The sequence below is a fragment of the Myxococcus sp. AB025B genome, from assembly GCF_006518215.1.
Lineage (GTDB): Bacteria > Myxococcota > Myxococcia > Myxococcales > Myxococcaceae > Myxococcus > Myxococcus fulvus.
Genome location: NZ_SRLW01000193.1, coordinates 1 through 19423, shown reverse-complemented (window position 1 = coordinate 19423; position 19423 = coordinate 1). Strand labels below are relative to the sequence as shown.

Annotated in this window: 16 protein-coding genes and 1 pseudogene; 2 read left to right on the top strand and 15 right to left on the bottom strand. The window is 70.2% G+C overall.

Annotated features, from left to right (window positions below; all coding sequences use genetic code 11):
• From FL311_RS27825 to FL311_RS27790, 8 genes and pseudogenes are all read right to left on the bottom strand, one after another.
• Nucleotides 1–257, bottom strand: a pseudogene (locus FL311_RS27825) (tetratricopeptide repeat protein); the annotation flags it as partial.
• Nucleotides 258–2099: a molecular chaperone DnaK gene (gene dnaK, locus FL311_RS27820; RefSeq protein ID WP_141329672.1), complete on the bottom strand. Its 1842-nt coding sequence runs from the start codon at nt 2097–2099 to the stop codon at nt 258–260.
• Nucleotides 2100–2119: 20 nt separating this feature from the next.
• Nucleotides 2120–3469, bottom strand: coding sequence for a J domain-containing protein (locus tag FL311_RS27815; RefSeq protein ID WP_141329670.1), 1350 nt, complete (start codon nt 3467–3469; stop codon nt 2120–2122).
• Between the two features lie 111 nt (nt 3470–3580).
• Nucleotides 3581–4816, bottom strand: a complete 1236-nt coding sequence (locus FL311_RS27810) for an aspartate aminotransferase family protein (protein WP_141329668.1) — start codon at nt 4814–4816, stop codon at nt 3581–3583.
• A gap of 46 nt (nt 4817–4862) precedes the next feature.
• The gene (gene hslU, locus FL311_RS27805; protein ID WP_141329666.1) at nt 4863–6269 is read right to left on the bottom strand and encodes an ATP-dependent protease ATPase subunit HslU; all 1407 of its coding nucleotides are present in this window, start codon (nt 6267–6269) and stop codon (nt 4863–4865) included.
• A 10-nt stretch (nt 6270–6279) separates the two neighbouring features.
• Entirely contained in the window at nt 6280–6807 is a 528-nt protein-coding gene (hslV, locus tag FL311_RS27800) for an ATP-dependent protease subunit HslV (RefSeq protein WP_141329664.1), read from the bottom strand.
• Between the two features lie 72 nt (nt 6808–6879).
• The gene (locus FL311_RS27795; protein WP_141329662.1) at nt 6880–7782 is read right to left on the bottom strand and encodes a tyrosine recombinase XerC; all 903 of its coding nucleotides are present in this window, start codon (nt 7780–7782) and stop codon (nt 6880–6882) included.
• Between the two features lie 60 nt (nt 7783–7842).
• On the bottom strand, nt 7843–10104 hold the full coding sequence (locus FL311_RS27790; protein WP_194869390.1) for a kinesin: 2262 nt from the start codon (nt 10102–10104) through the stop codon (nt 7843–7845).
• 194 nt (nt 10105–10298) lie between these two features.
• On the opposite strand from FL311_RS27790, the gene FL311_RS27785 reads away from it, so the two are divergent.
• Complete coding sequence (locus FL311_RS27785) at nt 10299–10610, top strand: hypothetical protein (RefSeq protein ID WP_141329658.1); 312 nt, start codon at nt 10299–10301, stop codon at nt 10608–10610.
• Nucleotides 10611–10628: 18 nt separating this feature from the next.
• On the opposite strand, the gene FL311_RS27780 is transcribed toward FL311_RS27785, so the two are convergent.
• Together FL311_RS27780 and trmFO are read right to left on the bottom strand one after the other, a co-directional pair.
• A complete protein-coding gene (locus FL311_RS27780) occupies nt 10629–12287 on the bottom strand; it encodes a PD40 domain-containing protein (RefSeq protein WP_141329656.1) in 1659 nt (552 codons plus the stop codon).
• Entirely contained in the window at nt 12284–13657 is a 1374-nt protein-coding gene (gene trmFO / locus FL311_RS27775; RefSeq protein WP_141329654.1) for a methylenetetrahydrofolate--tRNA-(uracil(54)-C(5))-methyltransferase (FADH(2)-oxidizing) TrmFO, read from the bottom strand. The genes FL311_RS27780 and trmFO overlap by 4 nt, the downstream gene beginning before the upstream one ends.
• A 286-nt stretch (nt 13658–13943) precedes the next feature.
• On the opposite strand from trmFO, the gene FL311_RS27770 reads away from it, so the two are divergent.
• Nucleotides 13944–14330 carry a TraR/DksA C4-type zinc finger protein gene (locus FL311_RS27770; RefSeq protein ID WP_141329652.1) on the top strand — a complete coding sequence of 129 codons (387 nt, stop codon included), beginning with the start codon at nt 13944–13946 and terminating at the stop codon, nt 14328–14330.
• Nucleotides 14331–14387: 57 nt separating this feature from the next.
• Here FL311_RS27770 and FL311_RS27765 read toward each other — a convergent pair whose 3' ends face one another.
• The 5 genes from FL311_RS27765 to FL311_RS27745 form a co-directional block, all read right to left on the bottom strand.
• The gene (locus tag FL311_RS27765) at nt 14388–14969 is read right to left on the bottom strand and encodes a biopolymer transporter ExbD (protein ID WP_141329650.1); all 582 of its coding nucleotides are present in this window, start codon (nt 14967–14969) and stop codon (nt 14388–14390) included.
• Between the two features lie 3 nt (nt 14970–14972).
• Nucleotides 14973–15494, bottom strand: a complete 522-nt coding sequence (locus FL311_RS27760; RefSeq protein WP_074957437.1) for a biopolymer transporter ExbD — start codon at nt 15492–15494, stop codon at nt 14973–14975.
• Nucleotides 15495–15514: 20 nt separating this feature from the next.
• Nucleotides 15515–16255, bottom strand: a complete 741-nt coding sequence (locus FL311_RS27755; RefSeq protein WP_141329648.1) for a MotA/TolQ/ExbB proton channel family protein — start codon at nt 16253–16255, stop codon at nt 15515–15517.
• A gap of 75 nt (nt 16256–16330) precedes the next feature.
• Nucleotides 16331–18907 (bottom strand): type I DNA topoisomerase, encoded by a 2577-nt coding sequence (gene topA, locus FL311_RS27750; RefSeq protein ID WP_141329646.1) that lies wholly within the window; start codon nt 18905–18907, stop codon nt 16331–16333.
• Between the two features lie 11 nt (nt 18908–18918).
• Nucleotides 18919–19423 (bottom strand): DNA-processing protein DprA (locus FL311_RS27745; RefSeq protein WP_141329645.1); only part of this gene is annotated, 505 nt, incomplete at its 5' end.

Genomic DNA, 19423 nt, shown 5'->3' with positions numbered 1-19423 from the left:
CCTTCCGCCCACGCCCCCCAGTCACCCTCCAGCGAGGCCAACGGCGTGCCGCGCGCCCCCGCATCCAACGGACCCGGCGAGAACGGTGAGCTCTTCCCGGGCGAGGCCTCCAGCGAGGCGAGACAATCCCGCGCGCGGACGTTCTGCGGGTCCAGCTCCAGCGCCCGCTCGAAGAGCTTCTGCGCGCCCTGGGCATCGCCGCTCAGGCGCAGCCACAGTCCGGCCTCGACGAGCTGGTTGGCGCGCTGGCTGCCCATCTATCGCCCCACACCGCCACGCGCGGAGCCCTTGAGCTGCGCCAGACACCCGGCGAGCAGCTCACACGCCCGGCCCAGCGCGGCCACGTCCTCGTTGGCGCGGACCTGGCGCGCGTGCTCCAGCACCTGCTCGGCCCGAGGCACCGCGTCCGGCGTCAGCCCACCCCCGCCCGGCAACAGCCTCGCCCGCGTCAGCGCGTCCATGACGTCGCGCGCGAGCGTGTCCAGCTCCACGCGCTTGACCTTCAGCTCCTCGGAGATGCGCGCGGCCATGAGGTAGCCGCGCTGCTCGTCCATGATGCGCTTGAGCTCCTCCTCCGTGAGGCCGCTGGACGCGGTGACGGTGATGGACTGGCGCAGCCCCGTCTCCCTGTCGCGCGCGGAGACGGACACGATGCCCTCCGCGTTGATGTCGAACGTCACCTCGATCTCCACCTGCCCGCGGAGCGCCTCGCGCAGGCCGGTGAGGACGAACTCGCCCAGCAGCTCGTTCTGGTGCGCCAGCTCGTGCTCGCCCTGGAGCACCATGATCTTCACCAGCCGCTGGAAGTCCTTCGACGTCGCGAAGACCTCCGTGGCGGACGTGGGCACCGTGGTGTTCTTCGGGATGATGCGCCGCACGAAGCCCCCGGCGATGGCCACGCCCAGGCTCTGGGGCGTGACGTCCAGGAGCAGCAGCTCGCTCTCCTGCGCCACCAGCGCGTGCGCCTGCACCGCCGCCCCCAGGGCCACGACCTCCTCGGGATGCACGCCCTTGCACGGCTCGCGGCGGAAGTAGCCGCGCACCGCCTCCACCACCTTGGGCATGCGCGACATGCCGCCGACCAGGATGACCTCCTTCAGCTCCGACGCGCGCACCCCCGCCTCGCCCAGCACCTCCGTGGTGATGCCCACCACGCGCTCGGCCAGGTCCGCCGTCAGGTCCTCCAGCTTCTCGCGCGACAGCGCCGCCTGCAGGTGCAGCGCCGCGCCTCCACCCGGGGGCGTGCTGATGAACGGCAGGTTGATCTGCGCCTCGCGCACGCTGGACAGCTCGACCTTCGCCTTCTCCGCGGCGTCCTTGAGCCGCTGCAACGCCATGCGGTCCTTGCGCAGGTCGATGCCGTGCTCCTTCGCGAAGCCGAAGACGAGCCACTCGATGATGCGGTTGTCCCAGTCCTCGCCGCCCAGGTACGTGTCGCCGCCCGTCCCCACCACGTCGAAGACGCCCTGGTTGATCTCCAGCACCGACACGTCGAACGTGCCGCCGCCCAGGTCCAACACCGCCACGCGGCCGTTCACCGTGCGGCTGAAGCCGTACGCCAGCGCCGCCGCCGTGGGCTCGTTGATGATGCGCAGCACGTCCAGCCCGGCGATGCGGCCCGCGTCCTTCGTCGCCTGGCGCTGGGCATCGTTGAAGTACGCCGGCACCGTGACGACGGCCTTCGTCACCGGCCTGCCGAAGTGCGCCTCCGCGTCCGCCTTCAGCTCCTGGAGGATCATCGCGCTGATCTCCGGGACGGACAGGTCCTTGCCCCCCATCCGGATGCGCAAGTCGTCGTGCTGTCCGACGACCACCTCGTAGGGCAGCGAGCGCAGCGCGTCCTGCACCTCGTGCGAGGAGAACTTCCGGCCGATGAGCCGCTTGGCGGCGTACACCGTCTCCTGCGGGTTGGTGATGGCCTGGCGCTTGGCGATGCCGCCCACCAGGCGCTTGCCGTTCTTCGACACCGCGACCACCGACGGCGTCAGCGCCATGCCGGTGCGGTTCTTGATGACGATGGGCTGCCCGTCCTGGACGGTCGCGACGATGCTGTTCGTCGTGCCCAGGTCGATGCCAATGAGAGGTTCGGACTCAGCCATGGGTGAGCGTGCTCATCCTACTAGAACGTCCAGCGCAGCTTCTTGAGCGCCGCCTTGGCCTCGGCGTTGTCGGGGTCCAGCTTCGTCGCGTCCTCGAAGACCCGCTTGGCCTGCTTCTTGGCCCCTGACTCCATCAACACCCGTCCCAACAACACCTGGTGCTCCACCCTCCCCGGCAGGAGGTCCACGGCGCGCTGCGCCAGGACGCGCACCTCCCCGACGTCCTGGCCCTGCTGGAGCCCCAGCTTCGCCGAGCGGAAGGCCGCCTCGGCGCTCTGGTTGTCCAGCGAGAAGGCGAGCCGGTACGCCGCGAGCGCCCCGACGTCGTCCCCGTGCTGCTCCAGCTCCCGGCCCCGCGTCACCTCGACGGAGGCCCGCTGCTCGTCGTGACGGCGGCGCGCCTCCACCAGCAGCATCGCCACCTCGCGGTTCTTCGGGTCCATCGTCTGGACCTGGTGGAAGTCCTGGTACGCGCGCTCCCAGTCGCCCCGGGCCACGGCCGCCTTGCCCCGGGCGACCAGCTCCGTCAGGCGCACGTTCTTGGCCATGTACGGGTGACGGGCGAGCCGGGCCTGTCGCTCGGCGCGCCGGGCCTCCGACTCCGCGTCGTGCACCGGCGGCGGCGCGGGCGTGGGCGGCGGTGCGGGCCGAGCCATCCGCAGTGGCGAGGGCGCGGGCGGCGGCGTCAGCCCGATGGGTGTCAGCTCCGTGGCCGGATACGAGGCCGCGGCTGGAGCCGGCGAGGAGGCCACGGGCGGCGGCGAGGACACCGAGGCGGCGGCGGAGGCCTGTGCGAGCGCCGGGTTCGCCTTGAGGTACGCGTCGCGCTTGTCCTGCTGGCTCAGAACGTTGTGGGCGTCGGTGAGCTTGCGGAAGATGCGCTCCATCCGCGCGCGGAAGCTGCCCAGGTTCTTGCCGAAGTAGCGGTCCGGGTGGAAGCGGCGAGACGCGTTGTAGTACGCCTGCTTCACCTCGGTGGCGGGGGCGCCCGGACGCAGGCCCAGGACGGCGAAGTAGTCCAGCCCGTCCAGCGCGCGCTCCAGGTCGATGATCTCCTTCTTGCGCTCCGGCTCGAGGTCCACCTCCTCGGCCATCGCCGCGTCCACGGCGGGCGCCGGCTGGTTTCGCGGCACCACGCGCGCCGGGACGATGGCGCCCTTGGCGCGCAGCGCCAGCAGCACGGCGATGGTGCGCGCCTCACCCAGGGTGGAACGTGACAGCACCTGGTCGATGCGCTCCACCCTGCCGACGAGCGACAACACGCCCGTCTCCTCCGGCGAGAGCTGGAGGCGAGCGAGGTCCAGGTTGGGCACGGTGGCGATGTGGTCCGTCCGGGCCCCCAGGCCGACAATCGTGTTTGACGCGCTCACAGGACGGTCCGCTGAAGGGTTGCCGAATGGAACAGCCTAGGTTTGGGGGACGCGGGGCGTCAAACACCCAGTGCCCCCCTACCCCAGGCTCCGGCCGAGGGGAGCCCGCCCTCAGAGGGCGGTCAGCACCCGCTCGATGATGGCCAGGCTCTGGTCCAGTTCCTCCCGGCTGATGGTGAACGGAGGGGCGAAGCGCACGGTCCGCTCACCCGCGGCGTTGCCGAGCACCCCCGCCTCGCGCAGCTTGCCGAGCACCTGGGGCGCGTCGCGGTCCATCTCCAGGCCCACCAGCAGGCCCTGGCCCCGGACCTCCACCACGCGGCCCGCGGGCAGCCGGGACTGGATGCCCCGGAGCTTCTCCAGGAAGTACGCCCCCTTGGCGTTCACCTCGTCGAGGAAGCCAGGCTGGCGGATGACCTTCAGCACCGCGTTGGCGGCGGCGGCGGCCACCAGGTTGCCGCCGAAGGTGGACCCGTGGCTGCCCGGCACCATGCTCGCGCCCACGTCGTCGCGGCACAGCATGGCGCCGATGGGCAGGCCGTTGCCCAGCGCCTTGGCCATGCTGATGGCGTCCGGGAGGATGCCGTCGCGCATGAAGCCGAAGGGGATGCCCGTGCGCCCCATGCCCGTCTGGATTTCGTCCACCAGCAGCAGCAGGCCCTTCTCGTCGCACAGCGCCCGCAGGCCCTTGAGGAAGCCCGCGGGCGCCTGACGCACCCCGCCCTCGCCCTGGACGGGCTCCACCAGGATGGCGGCCGTGGTGGGCTTCACCGCGGCGCGCACCGCGTCCAGATCGCCATAAGGCACGTGGTGGAAGCCCGCGGGCAGCGGCTCGAAGCCCGCGTGGTACTTCGGCTGCCCCGTGGCCGTGACGGTGGCCAGGGTGCGGCCGTGGAAGCTGCGCTCGAAGGTGATGACCTCGAAGCGCTCCGGCGTGCCCCGGTCCTTCATCACCTTGCGGGCCAGCTTCAGCAGGGCCTCGTTCGCCTCCGCGCCCGAGTTGCAGAAGAACGCGCGCGACAGGCCGCTCCACTCGCACAGCTGCGCCGCCAGGTCGATCTGCGGCTGCGAGTAGAACGCGTTGGAGACGTGCCACAGCGTGTCCAGCTGCGCGTGCGCCGCCGCCACCACGTCCGGGTGGCAGTGGCCGAGCGCGCACGTGGCCACGCCCCCGATGAGGTCCAGGTACTCCCGCCCATCCGCGTCCCACACGCGCGTACCCTGCCCACGTGCCAGGACGATGGGCTGCTGCTTGTAGTTCTGCAGCAGATGGTGGCGGGCCTTCTGGATGAGGGTGTCGTTGGAGCTGGGGGCGGCCGAGGGCACGGGTTGCAGCAAGGGAGTCAACCTTCCTTGTGGTGAGGGCACGGCGGTGTGCGCGCCATATAGCGCGCTAGAGGATGTAGCGCGACAGGTCCTCGTCCTGGACGATGGCGCCCAGCCGCTCGCGCACATAATTGCCGTCCACCTGGAAGTCCCGGGGCCCCAGCTCGCTGGCGGAGAAGGAGACCTCGTCGAGCAGCCGCTCGAGCACGGTGTGCAGGCGGCGAGCGCCGATGTTCTGCGTGCGCTCGTTCGCCTGCTGGGCGATGCGCGCCAGCTCCGTCACCGCGTCGTCGGTGAAGGACAAGCGCACGCCCTCGGTGGAGAGCAGCGCGGTGTACTGGCGCAAGAGGGAGTTCTTCGGCTCGCGCAGGATTCGGATGAGGTCGTCGCCGGAGAGCGGCTCCAGCTCCACGCGGATGGGGAAACGGCCCTGCAGCTCCGGGATGAGGTCGCTGGGCTTGGAGACGTGGAAGGCGCCCGCGGCGATGAAGAGCATGTGGTCCGTCTTCACCATGCCGTACTTGGTGTTGACGGTGGAGCCCTCGACGATGGGGAGGATGTCGCGCTGCACGCCCTCGCGCGAGACGTCCGGGCCTCCCCCACCCTTCCCGCCGCCATCGCGGCTGGCGATCTTGTCGATCTCGTCGATGAACACGATGCCGCTCGACTCGGCGCGCACCACCGCCTCGCGCTGGACGCGGTCCGGGTCCACCAGCTTCTGGGCCTCCTCCTGACGCAGGACCTGGAGCGCCTCCGGCACGCGCACCCGACGCCTGCGCGTCTTGCTCATGCCGGGCATGTTCTTGAAGAGGTCCTGCAGGTTGACGCCGATCTCCTCCATGCCCTGGCCGGAGAAGCCGCGCATGAAGGCGGGCGCGCTGTCGCTCGTCTCCACCTCCACGAACTGGTCATCCAGCGTGCCCGCGCGCAGCTGGGCGCGCAGCTTCTCGCGCTCGTGGTCACCCAGGCGCTGGGGCGCGGGCTGCGGGGGCGGCGGCGCGAAACCGAACGGAGGCGGCGAGGACGGCGTGCGCGGCGCGCCGTTGTTCTGGAGCAGCTCCATCAGCCGGTCCTCGGCGAGCTCCTCCGCGCGGGGGCGGACCTTCTCCGTCTCCTCCTCGCGCACCAGGCCGATGGCGGCCTCGACGAGGTCGCGAATCATCGACTCCACGTCGCGGCCCACGTAGCCCACCTCCGTGAACTTGGAGGCCTCCACCTTGATGAACGGCGCCTGCGCCAGCTTCGCGAGCCTGCGGGCGATCTCCGTCTTCCCCACGCCGGTGGGGCCGATCATGATGATGTTCTTCGGGTGGATCTCGTCGCGCAGGTCGTCGGAGACCTGCTGGCGGCGCCAGCGGTTGCGCAGGGCGATGGCCACCGCGCGCTTGGCGGCGTTCTGCCCGACGATGTAGCGGTCCAGCTCGCCCACCACCTCACGAGGCGTGAAGGCGGACGTCTTGCGCGATTCGGCCACGGGGAGGCTCCTAGAGCTCTTCGATGGAGATGTTGGAGTTGGTGTAGATGTCGATTTCGCCCGCGATGGAGAGCGACTGCTGCGCCACCTCGCGAGCGGACAGCTGCGTGTGGGCCATCAGCGCCCGGGCGGCGGCGAACGCGTAGGGGCCTCCGCTTCCCACCGCGGCGATGCCGTGGTCCGGCTCGATGACGTCCCCGACGCCGGAGAGGATGAACGTCTTGTCCTTGTCCGCGACGACGAGCAGCGCCTCCAGCCGGCGCAGGAAGCGGTCCGTGCGCCAGTCCTTGCCCAGCTCGACGCAGGCGCGCGCCATGTTCTTCTGGTGCTCCTTGAGCTTGCCCTCGAAGCGCTCGAACAGGGTGAAGGCATCGGCGGTGCTGCCCGCGAACCCGGCGAGGACCTGCCCCTCGCCCAGCTTGCGGACCTTCTTCGCCGTGTTCTTCATCACCGTCTTTTCGAGCGAGACCTGACCGTCGCTGGCGATGGCGACCTTTCCGTCGCGTCGCACACAGAGGATGGTGGTGCCGTGGAACATGGAGCGGGTTTAACAAGCAGCGCCCCGCGTTTCCAAGGAACACCGCCCGCCTGTCCGCTCCCGCACCGTTTCTCAGGCGCGGGGGTGGGCGGCGTCGTAGACCTGCTGGAGCTGCTCCCAGCTGACGTGGGTATACCGCTGCGTGGTGGACAGGCTCGCGTGGCCCAGCAGCTCCTGGATGCTGCGGATGTCCGCGCCCCCACCGAGCAGGTGCGTGGCGAACGAGTGACGCAACGCATGCGGACTCACCTTGCGCGCCAGCGCGCACTTGAGCACGTGCTGGTCCAGGTGCCGGCGGATGCTCCGGGGCGTCAGCCGGCCACCGCGGAAGTTGAGGAAGATGGCCTCCGGCGCCTGCCCCGGCCTGGGCTCCGCGAGCAGCTCGCCCCGACGCGCCAGGTACGCCTCGAGCGAGCGGATGGCCTGCGCGTTGACGGGGACCAGGCGCTCCTTGCTGCCCTTGCCCATGACCCGGACGATGCGGCCGCTCCGGTCCACGGCGAGCAGGTCCAAATCACACAGCTCGCTGATGCGCAGCCCGCCGCCGTAGAGCATCTCCAGGATGGCCTTGTCGCGCAGGCCGAGCACGGACTTCAGGTCGTGCACGTCGAGCAGCGCGAAGACCTCCTCCACCGGCAGCACCTTGGGGAGGGCCTTGGGCAGCTTCGGGCTCTTCACCAGCTTGGCGGGGCTGGCGGGCAGCAGCTTCTGGCGCACCAGGTACTTGTAGAAGGACTTGATGGAGGCCAGGCGCCGCGCGCGGCTGGCGGGCGCGTGGTCCACGCTCAGGGTGCCCAGGTAGCCGCGAATCGCCGCGTGCGTGCCGGCGAGCAGGGACGACTTCATCCGCTCGACCAGGTAGCGCTCGTAGTCCACCAGGTCGACCAGGTAGTTGCGCACCGTGTGCGGGGACGCGCCCTTCTCGTCCTCCAGGTGGACCCGGAACTTCTCCAAGAGCGGCGACAGGTTCGTCATGGCGAGGTCGAGCGTAGGGGGCCCGGAGAGCCTCGCAAGATTCCGGGCCCCACGAAACCCCTACTTCGTCGGCACGGCCGGGGCGGTGGGCACGACGACCGGCGCGACGGGAGGCGTGGGCAGCAGCGCCACGCACGAGGCCTCCGACAGCCAGGCCTTCTGGCACATCCAGGTGAGGATGGGGTTGCGCACCTGCCAGAGCAGGATGAAGAGCAGCAGCGCCGCGAGCCCCAGGCGGGCCCACCAGGACAGGCCGTCCTGCTCGCCATCATCGTCCTGCTGGGCGAGCAGCGCCGGGCGGACCATGTCGCGGTGGTCCACGCGAGCGCCCTTGGGCAGCCGGGGCCGGCGCGTCACCAGCGTGGACAGCCCGCGCGTGAGCATCAGCCGGTCATTGAGCGCCCAGCCGGAGCCCTCCAGGAGCAGCGCCAGGTTGCGCCGCCGCAGCTTCAGCCAGCCGAGCAGACCCGCCGGCGCCATGACGGCGATGGCGATGAGCGACGCGGCCGTGATGACGTCCCCCAACGTCAGGGACTTCACCTGCGAGACGATGAACGCGAACGAGGAGCCGAGCGCCGCCGCCGCGATGCTGCCGGCGGCGATGACCCCCGCGAGCCCACCAGGCGCGGCGGCCGGCGCCGGTGCCGCGGCGGCCGGTGCCGGGGGAGCGGTGGGGGACGGGGCCGCGGCCACCGTCTTCGCGTAGCCCTCCTCCAGCGTCGCGTCGAAGGTCTTCTCGCCCGCGGTGGCCATGCCCTCCACCTTGCTGGTGATGAAGCCGGCCATGCGCGTGAAGGGCATGGTCATCGACTCCCACAGCGACACGGGCTGACGGATGACGTGCGTGACCGTGGCGTCGTGCTCCTGGTTGTCCACGTCGTAGAAGACGCCGCGCTTGCCCACGACCAGGTCCGCGCTGCGGCCGCGCGTGACGGGCACCGCTACCTCGTAGCCGGGCGTGCCGTCCTTGGGCGCGACCATCACGTAGAGGATGCACGTGGTGCCCTGGCTCGTCAGCGCGGCGTGCTCGGCGCGGTTCTTCGCGAGCACCGACAGCGTGTACTTGCGCCCGCCGAGGATGAGCGTCCCGCGCTCCATCAGCGCCGGGGCCTTGGGCAGGTACAGGTTGGGCATGCTGATGAAGTTGTTGGCGAACACCAGCAGCCAGCGCTGGTAGAGCACCAGCCGCTCCAGCTCGACGATGGACGCGAGCGTGGGCGCCAGCGCGAGGTCCGCCTGGCTCGCGGCGTCGAGCGCATCCACGTCCGCGAGCGACACCGTCTCCAGCGAGCCGGCCAGCTTGTGCAGGGGGCTCGCGTCGCGCGTCGCGAACCACGCGAGCACCGCGTCCGCCTTCGCCACCAGCTCGCGCCACGCCGTGTCCGTCAGGCGCTCCGGGTCCCCCGTCAGCGGCGCCGCGACGTCGCGACGGAATGCCTGGAGCTGCTCGTACGCGGGGCCGCGCAAGAGGCGCGACCACTCGAGCACACCCGCCGCGTCGGGAGGAGCAATCGGCAGGTCGCCCGCGGCCTTGCCCAGCGCGGCCGTGTCACCGAGCGCGCCCTCCACCCGCTCCGCGCGCAGCCGCAGGGCCGCCGCCGCCTCGGGCTGCGCGGCGACGAGCCGGCACTGCAGGAAGTACGCGTCCAGGAGCGGCGCCACTTCGCGGATGCGCTTCGCGCGCGCCTCGCTCTCCTCTCCCCAGACGAAGACGTCGCCGCGCTTGCCCAGGTGCGTGAGCAGCGCCTGACGCTCGTCGCGGAAGCGCTGGAGCATGGGCTGGTCCACGCCCGCCTCCCCCGCGCGGTTCTTCACCTCGGGGAAGGACGCCATGATGTCGCGGGCGAGCGGGCGCAGGGACTCCGGCAGCCGGTCCGGGGCGATGATGCCGTCGCCGTTCTGCCCCGCCTTGCGCAGCGCCTCGTCGCTGGCGCGGACCTGGGCCAGGGAGATTCGGCCCGTGTCCGCCGCACCCACGGTGCGCAGGATCATCTCCGCCGCGCTCCGCAGCGGGGCCCCCTCCGAGGACAGCGCGTTGAGCTCCAGCACGTCGCTGCTCGCGTCCGCGCCGCGCCGGTCCTTCAGGTGCCGAGCGGCCCAGTCCACCGCACCGCGGACCTCCGCCACGCGGACTCGGCCATTGCCATCCGTGTCGAGGAACTTGAGGAAGGCCGGGTCACAGCTCAAGCCCTCCAACGGGCACGCCGTGGCAATCCACTGCGTCTCGGGGATGCGCGAGGCCTCCACGAGCACGTCGAAGGTGGGGATGTCGACCTGGAGCGAGCCGCCGTAGCGGCGATACGTGAGCGGAGTCGAAGTCATGCGCGCGGCGGACCTAAGCACACCCGAGGACCCTCGGGCGACACCGCGCGTGGGGCTCCAGGGTTGTCATCCCGGACCCGGTGTCTCCGGGCCAGGACGACGGCGCGGGCCAAGCCCTCGGAACGACGTGCCTCCCGCTGGCGAGGCCCCTGCACCCGTCGGCGGCACACCGCTTCACCTCCGCGAGGGAGCCGATGCACACCGCCGCCACCACCGAGTACGACGACCGTTTCCACCTGAGCCGCAAGCGCTACTTCCAGCTGCTCGCGCTCTCCAGTCTCTGGTTCACGGTGAACGACACCCCACTGCTGCCAGTGGGGTTCTTCTTCGCGCTGCGCTTCGTGGGCGCCAACTACGAGACGACCTTCTTCCACTCGCTGCGCACCGGCCGCAAGGTGGTGCTCGCATGCCTGGGCGTGGCGCTCTTCTCCGTGCTCGCCTTCGGCCCGCACGCGGGCTTCAGCATCGGGGACGGAGGCGTGAGCTTCCAGCTCACGCTCCGGTGAGCCCCGACGTCCTCCGGGTCAGGGCAGCGCGCTCACGCTGTAGACGCCCGCCTTGGGCCCCTGGGCGATGATGTAGACGGCGCGCGAGTCCTCCTTGCCGCCGAAGTAGACGGGCACCTGGACGCCCTGGTCCAACGGCTTTCGCGCCTGCGTCTTCGCGTCGTACACGGCGATGTCGTACGTGTCCGAGTCCATGCGGGCGTACGTCGCCAGCACGCGCTTGCCATCCGTGGACAGCTTGTAGCTGAAGATGCCCTGGAGCCACGTCTGCGGCTCGGCCTTCTGGGGCAGCTCCAGCGCCTTGAAGTCACACGCGCGGCCGTTGCGGATGCAGTTCGAGCGGAACACCACCTGGCCGTTGCCCGGCATGAAGCCGTAGCCGAACACGCCGCGGTGCACCTTCTCCGCCTTCTCCGCGCCCAGCGGATAGAGCATCAGGTCCACCGAGTACTCGGGCTTGAGGAAACGCGAGAGGAACGCCACGTACCGCGCGTCCGAGCCCCACACGAAGTTGGGTACCCGGTCCCCCACCCGCTTGGGCGCGCCGTCCGGCAGTGACGCCACCGCCATCAACCCCGCGCGCGCCGTCACGTCGTACTTGTCCAGGAAGCCCACGGCCTGCGAGTCCGGCGAGAAGGCGAAGGTCTCCACGCGCTCGCCCACCTTGCGGCCCGGGCCGCCCGCCGCGGGGCCCACGTACAAATCTCCCGGCACGTCCGGCTTGCCGTTCTCCGAGCGCGCCAGCCACTTGCCGTCCGGAGAGAAGCCGAACGCCTGCGAGGCGACGGCCAGCCGCTTGGGCTTCTCCGCGGGCAGCTCCGCCAGGTAGAGGTCATAGAGCCCGCGCACGGACTCGCTGCGCACCTGGAAGGCCACGCGCTGGCCATCCGGCGACACCGAGTAGTCGCCCACCTGGTCCGCCAGCTTGCGCGGCGCGGCCTCTGGCTTGTCCACCGTCACCACCGCCAGGCCGCCCGCCGCGGACAGCCGGCGCTTGAACAGGAGCGCCTTGCCGTCGGCGGTGAACTGCGCCGTGCTCACCTCGGCCGCCACGTCGACGAAGGGCCCCGCGGGCAGCGGCCCCAGCTTCAGCTTGCCGCCATCGACGAACGCCACCTTCGTTCCATCCGGCGAGGGCAGCATGTAGCTGACCGCCGTGCCGAGCACCGCCGGCTCCGCCTTCGCGTCATCGAGCGTCGCCACGTTGAGCGTGCCCGACTGCGAGGCCGGGTTGTAGCCGGTGAGGTACAGCGCGTAGCGCGAGTCGGCCGAGAACAGGAGCCCGCCCGGCACGTTCGTCACGCTGTCGCCCAGCTTGCGAGGCTCCCCTCCCTCCACCGGCACCACGCGCAATTCGCCCAGCAGCATCTGCGGCGGCACACCGTCCAGCCGGGGCTTCTGCCCGTTCATCAGGTACGTGGCGAAGCGCCCATCCGACGTGAGCCGCAGGTCCGCCGCGCGGCCCGCGTCCAGCAGCAGCCCCTGCCCCGCGCCCGCCGGAGCCCGCCCGGAGGGGCTCGGCGCGGCGGGCGCGCTCGGCGCCGCCGCCGAGGGAGTCGCGGCCGACGGGCTCCCCGCCGGCTTCGCGTCCTCGCTCTTCTTGCATCCGCCGCCAGCCACCACGAGCGAGGCGACCAGCCCCGCGCCCAGAAGTCGTCCCAGCCTCGGCCGAATCATGCGCTCCTCTGCTCCTCGTGCTCCGGGGCGCCCGATGCCGGGACACCCGCGTGTGGCAGCCACGCCGCCAGGTCCGTCCTCGCGCGGGCCGAATACGCCACCCGCTTCTCCGCCTTCTTCATCCGCCCCGTCAGCGGCGGGAAGAGGCCGAAGATGATGTTGGAGGGCTGATGCGGGTAGTCCGGCGGGTGCGCTTCGCCCGTCACATGACGGAACAGCGCGCCCAGCGCCGTCGTCGCCGGGGGCGGAACCCACGGCTTGCCGCTCAACCGCGCATGCAGCGCCAGCGCCACCAGATAGCCGCACGCCGCGCTCTCCACGTACCCCTCCACGCCCGACACCTGCCCCGCGAAGAACACCCGGGGCTCGCTCTTGAGCGACAGGTCGCTCGACAACAGGCGCGGCGAGTCGATGAACGTGTTGCGGTGGATCTGCCCCATCCGCAGGAAGTCCGCGTTCTGCAGGCCCGGGATGCAGGTGGTGAAGATGCGCTTCTGCTCACCCCACGTCAGGCGCGTCTGGAAGCCCACCATGTTCCACGCCGTGCCCGCGCGGTCCTCCATGCGCAGCTGCACCACGGCATGGGGCTCCCTGCCCGTGCGCGGGTCCCTCAGCCCCACCGGCTTCATCGGCCCGTAGGCCAGCGTGTCGTCGCCGCGTTCCGCCATCACCTCGATGGGCAGACAGCCTTCGAAGTATTTCGGTTCCTCGAAACTGTGCGGAACCACCTTCTGGCCCGCCTTCAGCTCCGCGATGAACCGGTAGTACTCCTCGCGGTTCATCGGCAGGTTCAGGTAGTCGTCCCCGCCGCCCTTGCCATAGCGGCTCTGCCGGAAGGCCACCGTCAGGTCGATGGAGTCCGCCGACAGGATGGGGGCGATGGAGTCGTAGAAATAGAGCTTCTGCCCCACGTGCCGCTCCAGCTCGCGCGTCAGGGCGTCGGACGTCAGCGGCCCGGTGGCCACCACCACGGGGCCCTCCTCGGGCAGCGTCTCCACCTCGCCCGCCACCAGCTCCACGCCGCCGGAGCTCCTCAGCGCCTGGGTGATGGCCTGGGAGAACCCCTCGCGCTCCACCGCCAGCGCGTCGCCCGCGGGCACCCGGTGCGCATCCGCGCTCGACAGCACCAGCGAGCCCAGGTCCCGCAGCTCCGCGTGCAGCAGGCCGATGGCGCTCTCCGGGTTGTCCGAGCGCAGCGAGTTGCTGCACACCAGCTCCGCGAGCGAATCCGACTTGTGCGCTGGCGAGCGCTTGTGGGGCTTCATCTCGCGCAGCACCACCGGCACGCCCCTGCGGGCGAGCTGGTACGCGCACTCCGTGCCCGCCAGACCGCCGCCAATCACCGTCACCCGCTGCTTCACGTCCGACATCCGCGTCCTCCCGGGAGCGCCCACGCGCGCGTGCCCGTCAGCCAACAGTTAGCAGGACTGGCACGCCCTGTCCCGACCGTGAATCCAGGAGCGTCAACCCGTCGTCGGGGACAGGCCGCCGTGTCCGCCCGCCCGCCCCCCGAGCCACCATTGCCCCCCGTTGGAAGGCGCGGTTTCCGCACCTGGGTTGCACCCCTACGTTTCTCGCGTTCGTCGCTCGGGGCCGCGTGCTTCCGAGCGAGCGCAAGACGCACTCGAAGCAGCATCCACGAAGACGAGGCCCATCATGAGCCGAGCCCAAGACTTGCTGAGGGTACGCGAGATACTCCAGCGCCGCAGGCGGGAAATCCTCACCACGAGCGACGGCGCGCACCGCGAGCTGACGGCGCTCAAGGAGCAGGAGCGCGACCCCGAATACGAGGAGCAGGCCCAGTCGGAGCTGGCGGACTACACCCTGTCCAGCCTGATGGAGGCCCAGCGGCGCGAAATCATGCTCATCGACGCCGCGCTGCGGCGCATGGACATGGGCGTCTTCGGCGAGTGCGTGGACTGCGGCCAGGAGATCTCCAAGGAGCGCCTGGAGGCCCTGCCCTTCGCCATCCGCTGCGAGGAGGACGCCACCGCGCACGAGCAGGAGATGCGCGGCGGCCACTACGCCACGCCGTCCCTCTAGGCGACGCGGGACACGGACACGGGCCGGGCGCTCCCTGACACACGCCAGGGGGCGCCTTCAGTCTCCGTCCTTCTTGAGGACGACGAAGCGGTAGTTCTCCAGCTCGTTCTGTCCCGCCGTGTAGAGCACGCTCAGGAGCATGTCGTACGGCACCTTGCGGTCCGCGATGACGGACAGCTCCTGGCTGAAGGGCGCCTGCGGATTGCGCTCGGCGATGTACTTGAGCTTCTCCACTTCCTTCTTCAGCCGCGCGTCGAGCGGGAGCACCAGCCGGCCCTGGAGGGCCTCGGCCGGGAGCTGACCGTTCACCAGCCGCAGCACCTCGCGCTCGCCCACGAGGATGCTCTTGGGGGTGATCGTGACGGCCACCGTGTCCCGGGGCGTCGCGCGCGTGGTGGACACGGGGGGGCGCACGTCCTCGGACGCCGTCACCGCCGCGGAGGACGAGGCGAAGGACTTGAGCAGGAACACCAGGAGGATGGTCATCATGTCCATCATCGCGGTGATGTTCAGCTCCTTGATCTCCCCCGCCGCCTCGCGCTCCTTGCGCTTCTTGCGCGCCAGGGCCCGGCGGTAGCGCAGCCGCGCGAGGGCCTCCTCGTCGACGACCTCCGGCACGTGCGGCAGCGTCTCGGCCATGGCTCAGGTCCCCGCCAGCGTGACGTCGGGGAACAGCAGGCGGCGCTGGGCGCCCTGCTCCTCGCGGATGGCGTCCATCGTCTGGATGAGCGCGTCGTAGGGGATGTCCGCGTCCGCGCCGACGATGACCTTGGTCTCCTTGGGGAACTCCGACTTGATCTTCACCATCCACGCGTTGAGCGCGGCGTAGTCGAAGTCACCGTCGGCGCGGGTGGGCACCGTGGGCGCCCCGGCCTCGCCGAGGATGGCGTTCTCGCTGCTGACGAAGTGACCCTTGCGGGAGATGAGCACCGACAGGGTCAGCTTCGGCTCGTCGCTCGCCGACTCCTGCGTCATGCCCGCCGATGGAGGCCCATACGCCGGCGCGCTCACGTTCAGGATGCCGAACGAGGCCAGGCCGGTGATCGACAACAGCATGAAGATGATGAGGTTCATGAGGATGTCGAGGTACGGGACGACGTTCAGCTCGCCCGACTCCTCTTCCTCGCGGACCTTCAGCTTGCGGCGGGAGTAGTAGAACGCCATGGACGCGCACTCCGCCCGCGCTACGACGCGCGAGCCTCGAGCTCCGTGGCCGCCGGGTCCACGCCGCCGCGCCGCGACAGCAGGTTCTCCAGCTTCAGCGCGTGCAGCTCCAGGCTCTCCACCATGCCCTTGGCGTACGACGTCAGGAACAGGTGGAACACGATGCACAGCACCGCGATGGAGAGCGCGAAGGCCGTGTTGTTCATCGCCTTGGAGATGCCCTCCGACAGGAGCACCTGCTTCTGCTCCGCCGGCACGTTGCCCAGCGCCTGGAACGTCCCGATGAGACCGAAGATGGTGCCCACCAGGCCCACCAGCGTGGCGATGTTCGCCAGGGACCACAGCCAGGGGATGCGCTTCGTCACGTGCGGGCTGTACTCGACGATGGCCTCCTCCACGCCCTTGGCCACCTCGATCTCACCCCGGTTGGCGTTCACCAGCCCCGCGCGGATGACCTTCGCCAGGGGCGCGTTGGGCGCCATGGCGCAGACCTTCACCGCCCGGTCCACGTTGCCGCTGCGCACCAGCTTGGAGATCTGCTCCATGAAGGGCGCGGGGTTCAGGTTGTAGCGGAACACCAGCGTGACGATGCGCTCGGTGGCCACCGCCAGCGCGCACGCCAGCCAGAACAGGTTCACGAACATGAATGGACCGCCATCCTTGAAGAACTTGATGACGGAGTCCGTGACACCCAGCTTGCCGGCGTCCGCGGCCGCGAGGCTCGCGTTGACCAGCCACTCGCTGACCACCGAGGAAATCATTGGCCGGGTTGTAGGGCGGGCCCGCCGAAGCTGTCAAGCCACGGACGGGCCAGCCCCCTGTAAACACTTGGGTTTTCAGGCAGCCGAGCTGGTCCCCGGGTCCGTGGGGACGCCCGGCTGCTCCGCGACCTCCCGCCGGTAGTCGCACTCCTTGTTGGGGCAGGAGATGTACGCCCCGTCCCGCTTGGAGAACTTCTGCAGCAGGTACGGCGACGCGCACTGGGGGCAGGACTCGGCGAGCGGCCGGTCCCAGGCGGCGAAGCGGCAGTCCGGGTAGCGGTTGCAGCCGAAGAAGATCTTCCCCCGGCCGCTGCGACGCTCCGTCAGGTAGCCCTGCTTGCACTCCGGGCAGCTGACGCCGATGGAGATGGGCTTGGACGTCTTGCAGTCCGGGTAGCCCGAGCACGCCATGAAGCGCCCGAAGCGGCCGCGCTTGATGACCATGGGCTTGCCGCACTTCTCGCACAGCTCGTCCGTCGTCTCCTCCTCGACGATGACGATCTTCCCCTCGGCGTCCCGCTTGAAGTCCTTGGTGTTCTTGCAGTCGGGGTAGTTCGAGCAGGCGAGGAAGTGCCCCATCTTCCCGAACTTGATGACGAAGTGGTTGCCGCACTTCTCACAGGCGATGTCGGTCTTGATCTCCTCGCGCTTGACGTCGCGCATCTCCGCCTTCGCCTTCTCGAGCGTGTCCTTGAAGGGCCCGTAGAAGTCGCGCAGCACCGCCACCCACTTGGCGCCGCCCTCGGAGATCTGATCGAGCTTCTCCTCCATCGTCGCGGTGAAGGTGACGTCCAGCTCGTGGGGGAAGTGCTTGACGAGCATCTCGTTCGTCATCTGCCCCAGGTCCGTGGGCCGGAAGCGGCTCTCCAGCTTCTCCACGTACTTCTTGTCCTGGATGGTGGAGAGGATGGCCGCGTACGTGGACGGCCGACCGATGCCCTTCTCCTCCAGCTCCTTCACCAGCGTGGCCTCGCTGAAGCGCGGGGGCGGCTGGGTGAAGTGCTGCTCGTGCAGCAGCTTCTGCAGCCCCAGGCGGTCGCCGTCGTTGAGCACCGGCAGGTCGCCCACCGCGTCGGCGCCGTCCGCGCTCTCGTCACCGGCGGCCTTGGCCTTCTCCTTCTCCGCCTCCTCTTCCGGCGTCAGGCCCGCGCCGTACACCGCGAGGTAGCCGGGGAACTTCAGCGTGCTGCCGGAGGCGCGGAACGTGGCCCGACCCGCGGCGATGTCCGCGCTCGTCTGGTCGTACACGGCGGGCTTCATCTGGCACGCCACGAACCGGTTCCAGATGAGCTCGTAGAGCCGGAACATGTCCTGCTCGTCCATCGCGTCGAAGAACGGGCGCACCCGCTCCGGCGGGTACTCCAGCGACGTGGGGCGGATGGCCTCGTGGGCGTCCTGCGCGCTCTTGCGCGACTTGTAGACCACCGGCTCCTCGGGCAGGTACTCCGCGCCGTACTTCGTGCCGATCATCTCCCGCACCTGCTTCACGGCGTCGTCCGACAGACGCGTGGAGTCCGTGCGCATGTACGTGATGAGCGCCGTCTGGCCCTCCTCGCCGAGGGGCACGCCCTCGTAGAGCTTCTGGGCCAGCGTCATCGTCTTCTTCGCGGTGAAGGACAGCCGGTTGGCCGCCTCCTGCTGGAGCTTGGACGTGATGAAGGGCGCGGGCGCGTTGCGGCGGCGCTCGCGGCGGTCCACCTTGGCCACGTTGAAGGCGGCGCCCTGCAGCTCGGCGACGAGCGCCTCCGTGTTGACACGGTCCTTCAGCTCCACCTTCTTGCCATCCACCTTGGACAGCTTGGCCTTGAACGGCGGCGGGCCGGACGGGCCCTCCAGGAGCGCGTCCAGCGTCCAGTACTCCTCGGGGACGAAGGCCTTGATCTCCGCCTCGCGCTCCACGATGAGCCGCACCGCCACCGACTGCACCCGGCCGGCGGACAGGCCCCGGCGGATCTTCTGCCAGAGCAGCGGGGAGATCTGATAGCCCACCAGACGGTCCAGGATGCGGCGCGTCTGCTGCGAGTCGTAGTTGTCCTGGTTCAGCTCACGCGGCTGGGCGATGGCTTCCTGGATGGCCTTCTTGGTGATTTCGTTGAAGGTCACCCGCATCGCGTCCGGGTGCGCCAGCTCTTCCTTGATGTGCCACGCAATGGCCTCGCCCTCGCGGTCGGGGTCCGTGGCCAGGAAGACCTTGTCGGCGGACTTCGCCATCTTCTTCAGCTCGTTGAGCACCTTCTCCTTGCCCTTGATGACCTCGTACTCGGGCTGGAAGTCGTGCTCCACGTCGACGCCGATCTTGCTCTTGGGCAGGTCCTTCACGTGCCCCACGGAGGCCTTCACCGTGTAGCCGGAGCCCAGGTACTTCTTGATGGTCTTCGCCTTCGCGGGCGACTCCACGACGACCAGGTAGTGCGGCCCCTTGCCGCGCGGCGTGGCCTCCTCCTCCGCATCCGCCTCCACGGAGGGCAGCGCGTCGTCGTCACCCTTCTTCGTCGCGCGCCGACGGGCGGCCGTCTTCTTCGCCGCGGCCTTCTTGGCCGCAGGCTTCTTCTTGGCGGCGGTGCGACCGGCCGCCTTGCCGGCTGCCTTGCGGGGCGCCTTCTCCTCGGTCGCCTCGGTCTCTTCCGCCTTCTTCTTCGTCCGCGTGGCCATGACTCTCCTACCTAGAGCTTCTCGTACAACCTGCCCGGGTGCTGGAGGACCAGCCCCGTCATCTCCAGCTCCACCAGCGCGCTCACCAGCGCGGCCGGCGTGAGGGTGCTCCCGGTCAGCACCTCGTCGAACGTCCGGGGAATCCGGTCCAACACCGCATAGGCCCCGCGTGCTTCCGCGGAGAGCCGGGCCCAGCAGTCCTCCCTGCCCGGCGCCACCATCCACCCAGGGTCAACACCCACCGCCCGCCAGACGTCCTTCACGTCCAGGCACGCGCTCGCGTGGCCCTCCCGCAACAGCGCGTTGCAGCCCGCCGCCCCCTCCTGCCGCACGTCCCCGGGCATCGCGAGGACGGGCCGTCCCTGCGCCCGCCCCGCCCGGGCCGTGTACAGACTTCCCGACTCCGCCCCCGCCCTCACCACCAGGACCGCATCCGATGCGTCGGAGATGAGGCGGTTGCGCCGGGGGAACGTCGTGGTGCTCGCCCGGACCCCAGGCGGCAGCTCGCTGAAGAAC

Coding starts and splice junctions, on each gene's coding strand:
- dnaK (WP_141329672.1), bottom strand. CDS start 2,099: ATGGCTGAGTCCGAACCTCTCATTGGCATCGACCTGGGCACGACGAAC.
- hslV (WP_141329664.1), bottom strand. CDS start 6,807: ATGTTCCACGGCACCACCATCCTCTGTGTGCGACGCGACGGAAAGGTC.
- FL311_RS27795 (WP_141329662.1), bottom strand. CDS start 7,782: ATGACGAACCTGTCGCCGCTCTTGGAGAAGTTCCGGGTCCACCTGGAG.
- FL311_RS27790 (WP_194869390.1), bottom strand. CDS start 10,104: ATGACTTCGACTCCGCTCACGTATCGCCGCTACGGCGGCTCGCTCCAG.
- FL311_RS27785 (WP_141329658.1), top strand. CDS start 10,299: ATGCACACCGCCGCCACCACCGAGTACGACGACCGTTTCCACCTGAGC.
- FL311_RS27780 (WP_141329656.1), bottom strand. CDS start 12,287: ATGATTCGGCCGAGGCTGGGACGACTTCTGGGCGCGGGGCTGGTCGCC.
- trmFO (WP_141329654.1), bottom strand. CDS start 13,657: ATGTCGGACGTGAAGCAGCGGGTGACGGTGATTGGCGGCGGTCTGGCG.
- FL311_RS27770 (WP_141329652.1), top strand. CDS start 13,944: ATGAGCCGAGCCCAAGACTTGCTGAGGGTACGCGAGATACTCCAGCGC.
- FL311_RS27765 (WP_141329650.1), bottom strand. CDS start 14,969: ATGGCCGAGACGCTGCCGCACGTGCCGGAGGTCGTCGACGAGGAGGCC.
- FL311_RS27760 (WP_074957437.1), bottom strand. CDS start 15,494: ATGGCGTTCTACTACTCCCGCCGCAAGCTGAAGGTCCGCGAGGAAGAG.
- FL311_RS27755 (WP_141329648.1), bottom strand. CDS start 16,255: ATGATTTCCTCGGTGGTCAGCGAGTGGCTGGTCAACGCGAGCCTCGCG.
- topA (WP_141329646.1), bottom strand. CDS start 18,907: ATGGCCACGCGGACGAAGAAGAAGGCGGAAGAGACCGAGGCGACCGAG.